General features: G+C 73.6%; 12 protein-coding genes. 6 read left to right on the top strand and 6 right to left on the bottom strand.

The genetic code is table 11. The features are described from left to right. Positions 1-189, bottom strand: a 189-nt coding sequence (locus AC0CYZ_RS03310; protein WP_472212317.1) for a hypothetical protein, incomplete at its 3' end; no start/stop codon positions are given. 86 nt (positions 190-275) lie between these two features. Between AC0CYZ_RS03310 and AC0CYZ_RS03315 the strand changes: the two genes are divergently transcribed. Both AC0CYZ_RS03315 and AC0CYZ_RS03320 read left to right on the top strand, forming a co-directional pair. Then, on the top strand, positions 276-1643 hold the full coding sequence (locus AC0CYZ_RS03315; protein ID WP_472212319.1) for an NAD(P)/FAD-dependent oxidoreductase: 1368 nt from the start codon (positions 276-278) through the stop codon (positions 1641-1643). Positions 1644-1852: 209 nt separating this feature from the next. After that, on the top strand, positions 1853-2239 hold the full coding sequence (locus AC0CYZ_RS03320; protein WP_472212321.1) for an STAS domain-containing protein: 387 nt from the start codon (positions 1853-1855) through the stop codon (positions 2237-2239). A 40-nt stretch (positions 2240-2279) separates the two neighbouring features. On the opposite strand, the gene AC0CYZ_RS03325 is transcribed toward AC0CYZ_RS03320, so the two are convergent. Further along, positions 2280-4079, bottom strand: coding sequence for an MFS transporter (locus AC0CYZ_RS03325; protein WP_472212323.1), 1800 nt, complete (start codon positions 4077-4079; stop codon positions 2280-2282). Between the two features lie 101 nt (positions 4080-4180). Here AC0CYZ_RS03325 and AC0CYZ_RS03330 point away from each other — a divergent pair, with 101 nt between their 5' ends. Beyond that, positions 4181-4414, top strand: a complete 234-nt coding sequence (locus tag AC0CYZ_RS03330; protein WP_472212325.1) for a hypothetical protein — start codon at positions 4181-4183, stop codon at positions 4412-4414. A gap of 13 nt (positions 4415-4427) precedes the next feature. On the opposite strand, the gene AC0CYZ_RS03335 is transcribed toward AC0CYZ_RS03330, so the two are convergent. Then, the gene (locus tag AC0CYZ_RS03335) at positions 4428-4721 is read right to left on the bottom strand and encodes a protealysin inhibitor emfourin (protein ID WP_472212327.1); all 294 of its coding nucleotides are present in this window, start codon (positions 4719-4721) and stop codon (positions 4428-4430) included. A gap of 33 nt (positions 4722-4754) precedes the next feature. Further along, positions 4755-5789, bottom strand: coding sequence for a M4 family metallopeptidase (locus AC0CYZ_RS03340; protein WP_472212329.1), 1035 nt, complete (start codon positions 5787-5789; stop codon positions 4755-4757). A 297-nt stretch (positions 5790-6086) separates the two neighbouring features. Between AC0CYZ_RS03340 and AC0CYZ_RS03345 the strand changes: the two genes are divergently transcribed. Beyond that, positions 6087-6785 carry a hypothetical protein gene (locus tag AC0CYZ_RS03345; protein ID WP_472212331.1) on the top strand — a complete coding sequence of 233 codons (699 nt, stop codon included), beginning with the start codon at positions 6087-6089 and terminating at the stop codon, positions 6783-6785. 425 nt (positions 6786-7210) lie between these two features. Here the strand turns inward: AC0CYZ_RS03345 and AC0CYZ_RS03350 are convergent, their stop codons facing one another. Then, entirely contained in the window at positions 7211-8377 is a 1167-nt protein-coding gene (locus AC0CYZ_RS03350; protein ID WP_472212333.1) for an FAD-dependent oxidoreductase, read from the bottom strand. A 70-nt stretch (positions 8378-8447) separates the two neighbouring features. Between AC0CYZ_RS03350 and AC0CYZ_RS03355 the strand changes: the two genes are divergently transcribed. Beyond that, a complete protein-coding gene (locus tag AC0CYZ_RS03355; RefSeq protein WP_472212335.1) occupies positions 8448-9104 on the top strand; it encodes a TetR/AcrR family transcriptional regulator in 657 nt (218 codons plus the stop codon). A gap of 264 nt (positions 9105-9368) precedes the next feature. Continuing rightward, positions 9369-9503 (top strand): hypothetical protein, encoded by a 135-nt coding sequence (locus tag AC0CYZ_RS03360; protein ID WP_472212336.1) that lies wholly within the window; start codon positions 9369-9371, stop codon positions 9501-9503. A gap of 18 nt (positions 9504-9521) precedes the next feature. Here AC0CYZ_RS03360 and AC0CYZ_RS03365 read toward each other — a convergent pair. Next, the coding region (locus AC0CYZ_RS03365) for an Asp23/Gls24 family envelope stress response protein (RefSeq protein ID WP_472212338.1) at positions 9522-10168 on the bottom strand (647 nt) is incomplete at its 5' end.

Raw genomic sequence — 10168 nt, forward strand, 5'->3', positions numbered from 1 at the left:
CTCCAGCAGCTCGAGATCGGGGTCCCGGACCGCCCGGAGCAGCGCGGGCCAGGTGAAGGGCCGGACGGTCGGGCCGAGCAGCGCGGCGTCGGAGTCCCCGAGCTGCGAGGTGAACAGGACGAGCTGGCTCGTGGGCTTCTCCTCGACGACCGAGCTCCGCAGGTTGGGGACAATCCGCAGCGACTGCACGCGCACAGGGTCCCGGCCGCGGGGCCGTCCGGCTCACCGGGGGAGCACCGGTTTCACCGCGGGTGCCCGCCGGGGAAGCTCCCGGGATGAGCGCGCATCGGGTGGAAGGCCCGGGTCCGACGGGGACCCGTCCCCGGGTCGTCGTGGTGGGAAGCGGGTTCGCCGGGTACAACGCTGCCCGTTCGCTGGCGCGGGCGACGGGCGACACCGTGGACATCGTGCTGGTCAGCCCGACCAACTACTTCCTCTACCTGCCGCTGCTGCCCGAGGTCGCGAGCGGGGTCCTGGAACCCCGGCGCATCTCGGTCTCGCTCGGCACGCTGCCCCCCGCCGTGCGGCACGCCCACGGCGAGGTCGACGACCTCGATCTCGCGCAGCGGACCGTGCGGTGGATGGACCCGGAGGGCGTCCACCACACGACGACCTACGACCGGATCGTCCTGGCCGTCGGTAGCGTCCACAAGCTGATGCCGATCCCGGGGCTGAGCGAGTACGCCCACGGGTTCCGCGGCATCCCCGAGGCGCTCTACCTGCGCGACCACCTGATCCGGCAGATCGACCTCGCGGCCGGGAGCGACGACCCCGACGAGCGCCGCGCCCGGTGCACCTTCGTCGTCGTCGGCGCGGGCTACACCGGCACCGAGGTCGCCGCCCAGGGTGTGCTGTTCACCCAGGACCTGGCCCGGTCCCGCGGGCTGGGCGAGGGGGCCGTCCGCTGGCTGCTGGTCAGTCGGGGGAAGGTCCTCTCGGGTCTCGACGAGCATCTCGGCGCCACCGCGGACCGCGTCCTGCGCGAGCGCGGGGTCGAGGTGCGGACCGGCGAGACGGTCGAGGAGGCGACGGCGGACGGGGTGCGGCTGCGCGGGGGCGAGCAGGTGCCGACCCGGACCCTGCTCTGGTGCGTCGGGGTCCGCCCCGACCCGCTGATCTCCGAGGTCGGCCTGGAACTGGCCGAGGGCCGCCTCGTCGTCGAGCCGACCCTGACGGTGCCCGGCCACCCCGAGGTGTTCGCGTGCGGTGACGCCGCCGCGGTGCCGGACCGCACCCGCCCCGGGCAGTACACGGCGATGACCGCCCAGCACGCCGAGCGCCAGGGCCGGCTGGCCGGGCGCAACGTCGCCGCGTCATTGCGCGGCCGTCGGCTGCGCCGCTACCGCCACCGCGACCTCGGGTTCGTCGTCGACCTCGGCAGCACCGACGCGGCCGCGAACCCGCTGCACCTGCGCCTGGCGGGCCTCCCCGCGAAGGCGGTCGCCCGCGGCTACCACCTGCTCTCGATGCCGGGCAACCGGGTGCGCACCGCCGCGGACTGGCTCCTCGACGCCGTCCTCCCGCGCCAGGCGACCCAGCTGGGCCTCGTCCGCTCGACCTCCGTGCCCATCGACACCTCCTCGCCCGAGGTGCCGCACCACCCCCAGATGTCGTTCCCGCCCGAGCGCTCGCACGGCCACTGATCGGCGGACGATTCCTGCCGGGTCGTCCCAGATGGTTGTGGTGACGCGCCATCCGCCGTTACGGTGATTCCGGGTGCCCTGGACCCCGGTGCCGCGAGCTCAGTGAGCGAGCACATCGGGGGACGATCGTGACGCAGCAGGTGCAGCGGGAACGCCACACACCCGTCCGGACCAGTGGCCGGACGCGGAGGCATCGCCACGACCGACCGATGAAGGTCGCCGTGGACCACGTCGGCGACCACTACACCGTGAGCGTGTCGGGTCAGGTGGACCGCCCGACGGTCACCGAGTTCTCGGGCACGGTCCGCGGGCTGGTCGCGGTCGGCATCCCCGAGCTCACCGTCGACCTCGGCGCCTGCTGGGAGGGCGCGCGGCTGCTGACCGTGCTCGCCCGCACCCGGCGGGCCCTGATCGACCGCGGCGGACGGCTGCACCTCGTCGGGGTCGCCCTCCCCGAGTACCTCACGGCGCTGCGCGACGCGCCGCTGGACGAGGTCTTCCTCGTCTACGACGCGATCCGACGCATGCCCGCGCCGCGCACCACGAGTCCGGCCGACGACGACGCCTACGACGCCCACGACGAGCTCGGGGCGTGACCGGCGCGGCGGTGCAGGCCCCGCCGCACGCCTCCGCGCGTCAGCGCCGCACGTCGACGCCGGCCCCGGCCGTGAGGTCGCGCCGGACCGTCGCGCCCTCGTCGATCACGACGTGCTGGGCGACCGGCTCGTGTCCGCGGGCCACGGTCACCAGCAGGAACCGGCCGGCCCGATCGGTGGTCAGGCGGTAGCGGCCGTCGTCGTCGGTGACGGTGTGGTCGACCTGACCGCCGCTGCTGTCGACGAGGGTGAGCACGGCCAGGGCCAGCGGGGAGTCCGCGTCGTCGTGGACGACGCCCACGAGCCCGGGCTCGGTGTCCCCGGGCGCCGTCGCCGCGGGCGTGGTGTCCGGGACCTGGTCGCTGGACGTGACGGCGCGAGCGGCGTGCGGGCGGCCGGTACGGACGATCGACCCGGCGACGAGGGAGCCGAGGAGGAACAGGCCGGAGGCCGCGAGGAAGGCCGCCGTGTAGCTGTGGATCGTCGCCTCGGCGGCGATGCCGGGGTGTCCGGGGGTCGTGGCCAGGTAGGCGGCCGCGGCGGTCCCCGCGACGCTCGACAGCAGCGCGGTGCCGACCGAGCCCCCGACCTGCTGCATGGTGTTGACCGAGGCGGACGCGACGCCGGCGTCGGCGGGGTCCACCCCGAGCGTCGCGGTGTTGATCGAGGTCGACATCGCGGTCCCCAGCCCGAGACCCATGAGGATCAGCGGCCCGACGACCCCGCTCGCGTAGGTGCTCGTCACGTCGAGGTGCGAGAGCCAGAACAGCGCCCCGGCGCCGGCGAGCAGCCCGACGAAGATCAGCGGCTTGGGTCCGACGCGGGGGAGCAGGGTGGCGGGCACCGTCGTCGATGCCGTGACGATCGAGGCGACCATCGGCAGGAACGCCACCCCGGTGAGGACGGGGGAGAAGTGCAGCGACTCCTGCAGGTAGTAGGTCAGGAAGAGCGACACCGCGAACATGCCGGAGGCGAGCACGAGGATCGCCAGGTACGCGCCGCCACGGTTGCGGTCCAGCACGACCCGCAGCGGCAGCAGCGGGGCGCGCACCGTGCGCTGGAGCAGGACGAAGGTCGCCAGCAGCGCGACGCCGCCCACGAGGAACCCGATCACCGGCGCGGAGCCCCAGCCGTCGGTCTCCGCGGTGGCGAACCCGTAGACGATGCAGAACAGCCCGGCCGACCCGGCGACGGTGCCGAGGATGTCGAGGTGCGGCCGCTCGCGGCGGGGGAACGCGGGCAGCAGCAGGGCGGCACCCACGAACGCCGCGACGGCGAAGACGGCGTTCACGTACATGCACCAGCGCCAGTCCACGTACTCGGTGAGCGTCCCGCCCAGCAGCAGGCCCAGGGCCGCGCCGGAGCCGGCGATCGCGCTGAAGACGCCGAACGCCCGGGCGCGGTCCCGCCCGCCGGGGAACGAGGTCGTGAGCAGGGACAGCGCCGCGGGCGCGAGCAGCGCCCCGAAGGCGCCCTGCGCGGCCCGGGAGATCACGAGCATGTCGAAGCCGGTGGCGGCACCGCCGACCATCGAGGCGACGGCGAAACCGACGAGGCCGACCATGAACGCGCGCTTGCGTCCGAAGAGGTCCGACATCCGCCCGCCGAGCAGCAGCAGGCTGCCGAAGGCCAGCGCGTAGGCCGTGATCACCCACTGGCGCTGCGGATCGCTGAAGCCCAGGTCCGCCTGCGCGGACGGCAGCGCGATGTTCACGATGGTGTTGTCGAGCACGACCATCAGCTGGGCGATCGCGATGACGGCCAGCACCCACCAGCGCCGGCGGGAGGCGAGGTCGGGGGCGGACGTCGAGGAGAGCGGCACCGAGGGAGAACCGGTCACCGGGCCGGATCGAGGCCCGCTGCGCCGGTGACGCCGATCACGCCCGGATCGTGCGAGGCTGCCGGTACGGCCGTCAGGGTCGGCGACGAGAGGGTGGCGCGATGAGCAGGCGGCTGACGGTCATCCTCCGGGGTGGGCACGAGATCGTCCTCCAGGGAGTCGACGACCAGGAGGCGGAACGCCTCGTGAGGCGCTTTGCCGAGATCTTCGAACAGGGTGAGCCGAAGGGGTCGACGACGGTCCCCGACGGGACGCTGATCCGGCACTCCGAGGTGGTCGGGGTGCGCAACGCCAGCGAGCAGAGCCTGAGCAACCGCTCCGGCGGCCGGACCTGACGCGCCCGCGGCCTCAGCGTCCCGCGCCGGGGGCCGCCCGCGTGGCGGCCAGGTCGAGCAGCGGCCGGAGCCCGTCCGGCACGTCCCGCTCGTCCACCGCCACGGTGTCGTCGGGCGCGACGTCGGGCAGGCTCAGGTGGAAGCTGAACCGGTCGGGCGCCGGGGGCCCGGACGGCGCGGCCTGCTGCGCCGACCGCAGCGCCTGCTCGGCCTGCTCGGCCTGCGGTTGCCCGAGCTCCGTGGTGTCCACCTCGGCGGTCATCGGGATGCCGGCGAGGCCGCCTCGGCGGACCACCCGAACTCGCACGTCGCCCTCCTCCGGTCCGGCGCCCGGCGACGGTCACATCACCTTGACGGACTTCCACCCCTGCTCGACGGCCTGCGCCTCCGTGCTCGTCGAACCATAGATCTGACGGGCCTGCTTGAGGGTGATCGCCGCGAACTCCTTGAAGGTGGCGGCGGGCTTGAGCGCGGCGTCGCGCAGCGCGGCATACCAGATCGGGCCGGCCGCGTCCCAGGCGTGACCGCCCAGGGTGGTCGCCACGATGTAGAAGGCGTGGTTCGGGATGCCCGAGTTCGTGTGGACGTCGCCCCCGGGCACGTAGCCGTCCATGTCGGCGGGCTGGTCGTCGTGCGGGTTGGCGGTGCCGGGCGCCTTCATCGAGCGGAGCGCGGGGCTCAGCTGCGGCCCGACCACGTCCGCGCCGATGAGCCAGTCCGAGGCGTTGACGTCCTGCTTGAGGGCCCACTGCTTGACCTGGATGCCCATGACGTCCGACATCGACTCGTTGAGGGCGCCGGACTGTCCCGAGTACGTCAGGTTGGCCTCGACCTGGGTCACCCCGTGGGTCAGTTCGTGCCCGATGACGTCGATCCCCGCCGTCGTGTCGGTCAGGGCCTGGCCGTCGCCGTCGCCGAAGAACATGTGGCCGTTGCCGTCGTAGAACGCGTTGTCGTAGTTCCGCCCGAAGTGGACCAGGCCCTCGAGGGTCATCCCGGCGCCGTCGATGGAGTCGCGCTGGAAGGTCTTCCAGTAGAAGTCGTAGGTGTAGCCGAACCCGTCGTAGGCGTTGTTCACCGAGGAGTCGGAGACCGCGGGCATGCCCTCGGCCCGCTTGAGGGTGCCGGGGCTCTGGTCCTCGGAGTGGTGCTGGTCGTAGATGGCCCGCTTCGGCGACCCACCGTTCCGCCCGAAGCTGACCGGCATCGCGCTCAGGCGGGTCACCATCGACGACTCCGCCCGGGCCAGCCGGAACCGCTGGTCGAGAGCCAGCGTGTCGAGGGCCGCGTTGCGCTGCTCCTCGGATCCCGTGCGGGCGATCCGGTCGAGGATGCGGTGCGGAACGATGCACTGACGTGGTGCGCGTGCGGTCATGGTCGTGTCCCCCTGGGTCGGTCCGGCCGGCGGAATCGGTGCGGTCACGAGACCACCGTGTCCGGAAACCGTGGCACCGGGTGGTCCTCCTGGCGATCGGCTGGGCGAGTGAGGAGGTGCGCCGAAAGGAGGGAGAAATTCCGTGCGGTGGTCGGCGAATCACCGCACGCGTCCGCTCGGATGCGCAGCGAATCGATATCGAGTGGCGGCTGCGCCAACGGGTTGACCTTCCTGGCCCTTCGGCGACACCCGAGCCCAGACTCCGCCGGACGACCACGGCGAATTCGAGGGCGGATCATGAAGGTCGAGATCAAGGAAACGGTGAGCGGCGACGTCGCCGATCAGGCGGAGAAGGCGCTCGCACCGGGCGCCGCGGCCCTGACCGAGCGCCGGATCTTCTTCAGCGAGGTCCCCGTGGGTCCTGACGCGCCCCTCGTGCTCGCCGCCCGCGGCCTGGTCGTGCGCTCCCGACGCGGTCCCGAGGGCGGGGACGTCACCCTCAAGCTCCGCGGCCCCGAGGGCTGCCTGGACACCGAGCGGTGGGACGACCGCACCCGGGACTGGAAGGGCGCGAAGCTCGAGGGCGACTGGGCCGGCCGAAGGCACCTGCTCTCCGCGTCCCTCGACCACGATCTCGACGGGAGCGACGGCGACACCGACCCGGTCGGCTCCACCGGGCTGGTCGACTCGCTGTCCCACGACCAGGCCACGCTGGTCGAGGAGTGGATGATCCCCATCGGGAGCCTCGAGACGTTCGGTCCCGTGGAGTCCCGCAAGTGGTCCCTCACGGTGCCCGGTACCGCACTGGACTGCGACGTCGAGGTCTGGGAGCTCGACGAACTGCGCTTCCTCGAGGTCTCGGCGAGGGTCAGGATCGACGGGGCCGAGGCGGCCCAGCGCGACCTGCACGACGCCCTCGTCCGTCTCGGCCTGCCCGAATCGGCATTCGCCGACACCACGAAGACCGAGGCCGTGCTGCGCCGACTCATGCGCTGACGGCCATCGACCACACCGGTGGCGAACCCGCGGGAAAGAGCGCGGAATCGGCGCAATCGACCGAGGAGCCCTCCTCTGGCGGAGTGACATCGGCGGGCATCCGAGTGGTGTCGGCGCTCCGAGGAATCGTCGTACGTCCAGGATGGCGGATATCCGGCATCCGAGGAGGGATCACCGCGCCGTACGCGCTGATCGACGGGTGATTTCACGATCCTGAACACCGGACCCGACCGCGATTCGCTGCGGTTCCACCCCGACAGCGCCGAGGGGAGAACGCGGCGACCCGGGTGAGTGACGACGGTGGACCCGGGCCGGCGTGTGTTGCGGGCGCTCGACCCGGGCGACGCCGAGGGTGCGGGTCCTCCGGACCAGACCTCGGGCGGGCCGTCGCCCGCCGGCGAGGACCCGCACACCCTCGGGCCGGATCAGGAGCCGGATTCCGCCGGGGCGCGGTGGACCCCGAACATCTGCTCGGCGTTGCGGAGCGACTGGCGCACCACCTCCGAGGCGTAGCCGATCATCTCGGTCTCGTACCGCGCGAGGGCATCGACGAGGTCACCTCTGCCGGCGTCGGTCAGTTCCCGCGCGAGCAGCGCGGCATCGCGCAGGGCGGTGTTGGCACCGGCTCCGGCCGCGGGCGTCATGGGATGGACGGCATCGCCCAGCAGCGTCACCCGGCCGGTGGGCCACGGGTCGATCCCGGTGCACGAGCGCAGGGTGACGGGGAAGGCGGCGGCCGGGTCGGCGGCCGCCATCAGGTCGTGCACGGCCGGGTGCCAGGTCGCGGTGTGTTCCACGGCGAGGCCCCAGAGCTCCTCGGGAGCCAGACCGAAGAGCTCGTCGTCGCTGCGCCCGAGGGCGTCGTTGGTGCCGGTGAGGACGGTCATCAGGTAGTCGCCGTACTCGGCGGGTGGCTCGCGGAACAGCACGGGCGCGACGGCGGCGCCGATCCCGCGCTCGTCGGCGAGGAAGCAGAAGCCGCGCAGGAAGGCCGGGGGGATCCGATCGCGGTCGATCCCGGAGAGGGGGAGTCGGCCGTAGAGGCAGCGCACGCCGATGTCGAGGACCTCGAGGTCGGGCAGCAGCTGCGCGCGCACGGCGGATCCGACCCCGTCGGCTCCGACGAGAACGTCGGCGGTGGCGCGGTGGCCGTCGGCGAACCGGAGCTCGACGGCGCCGCCCGGGCCCTCCGTGTACCCGACGAGCTCGCGGCCGCGCTCGATGATCCCCTCCAGTCCGGTCGTCAGCGCCCGGCGGAAGGCCTCGCGGTCGACCGCCGTGATCGCGTCCGGACGGGTGATCGGGAAGGCCTGTTCGAACAGCGTGTTGAGCCGGTGGTCGAACCCGGCCAGCAGGTCGCCGGGACGCGTGGCGGTCTCGACGACCCGGCGGTGCACGGGCTCGGGCAGCACCTCGGCCAGCGCCTGCTCCCCGACTTGGCTGATGTGGATGCGGTAGCCCTGTCGCCGCCGGTTCGGGTCGAGGTCGCGCTCGTAGAGCCGGACGTCCACCCCGGCGGCACGCAACCCGTGCGCGAGTGCGAGGCCGCCGACACCTCCGCCGACGATCGCCACTCGTGGTGTACCGGCCATATCCGTCCTCCTCGTGTCATCTGTGCGGATACTCTAATCATCCAAATAGATGATTGGCTAGGATGAGGAAGTGACGGAGGCGAGGGGTCGGCGCTCGCCGACCGGCGAGGACCGCCGGCGCGACGCCGAGCGCAGCAAGCGCCTGCTCCTGGAGGCGGCCGTGGCCGAGTTCGCCGCGCACGGGCTCAGCGGCGCCCGGGTCGAGGCGATCGCGGCCAGGGCCGGGGTGAACAAGCAGCTGATCTCGTACTACTTCGGCGGCAAGCAGGGGCTCTACGAGGCCCTCGGCGACCGGTGGCGTGAGGCCGAGCAGACGTTCGCGCCGGCCGGGACGCCGCTCCCGGTCCTGGCCGCGGAGTACGCGCGGCAAGCCCTGAGGGCTCCCGACGAGGCACGGCTGGTCATCCGCGAGGGGCTCGACGGGCGTCCCGGGCCGCCGGGGTCCCGAGCGCCCCAGCAGGAGCGCTTCGCGCAGATCCTGACCGACCTGCGGTCGCGGCAGGAGGCGGGCGAGTTCGCCGCCGATCTCGACCCGGCGGCACTCGCCGTCGCGCTGTTCGGGATGTGCGCCGCGCCGGTGAGCTTCCCGCACCTCGCCCGGGCCGTCGGCGTCGATCCTGAAGCGCCCGACGTCGTCGAGGACTATGCGGTCCAGGTCGGCCGCCTGGTCGCGCGCCTGTGTGCGGGCCGGGACGAGGCCTCGTCACGGGGCGCGCCGGACCCGTAGACGGCTCCGGCCGCCGGCCCGGAAATACCTCGTCGTGCATGCCCCGGCGCGGTGACGATGGGTGCATCGCCCCGGGTGACCTCGTGCAGGAGCTGGCGCGTCGCGACGCGATGGTGGACCCGGGCCGCGGCCGGAGCCGACCCGGACCTGGCCGCGCTCGGCGCCTGGCGCGCCGCCCGCGCGATGCTGCGCGCCGTCCCGCGATCCGCACGGCGGACGCAGCCGGAATGCCGAGCCTCGCGCAGATCGCCATCGCAGGGCCGGGTGTTCAGCGCGCACTTCTGGACCAGCGCGCTCGTCCACGGCGCCGACGACATCGCCGAGCAGGCCCGCCTGCTGATGACGCTGCACCGCGACCTCATCGAGGAGGGCGCGGCGCAGCGCGAGCAGGACGACTGACGCGTCGGGTCCGGCCCGTCAGTCGAGGTGGCGTCCGGATCGCGCCCGCCCGGTCCGCAGGAGCAGCTCGGCGGGCAGGGCGGGGACGTCCAGCGCATGCCGCAGCCGGGGGAGCACCTGCTGTTCGAGGTGGGCGCGGACCTCGGCCGGACTGGCGTGCGCGTCGAGGTCGACCTCGACGAACACCCTCGGGGTGGGCCCGGCGGCCACCAGACGGGAGCCGGCCCCGACGATCCCGGGGTGCGCGGTCAGGTCCTCGCGGACGGCCTTCTCGAGCACCCCGGACGGGACGGTGGTGACGCCGGTGGTAGCTCCGCCGGCGGGCGTCGTCCACGGGACACCGGCCGGGCGGCGCCGCGCCTGGGCGGTCAGCCAGCGCAGCCCGGCCAGGCCGACGAGCACGCCGGCGGCCGCGGAGACCCAGACGCCCCAGGAGGGCAGGGTCGTCCCGGCGGGGAGCAGCGGAGCGGAGGGGGAGACCAGGGCGAGCCGGCCGGTCGCGGCGCCGAGGACGACGACGGCACCGACCAGGAGGACGAGTCCGGCGAGGGCGAGCAGGTCGGGCACAGCGGGCAGGGTCCGGCGGGAGCGGCGGGTCACGGGACCCATCGCCCCGTGCGCGGGAGCCGCGCCGCGGTGGTCACCGCGGGCTCCGGTCCCGGTCC

This window comes from Actinomycetospora sp. (genome assembly GCF_055612215.1).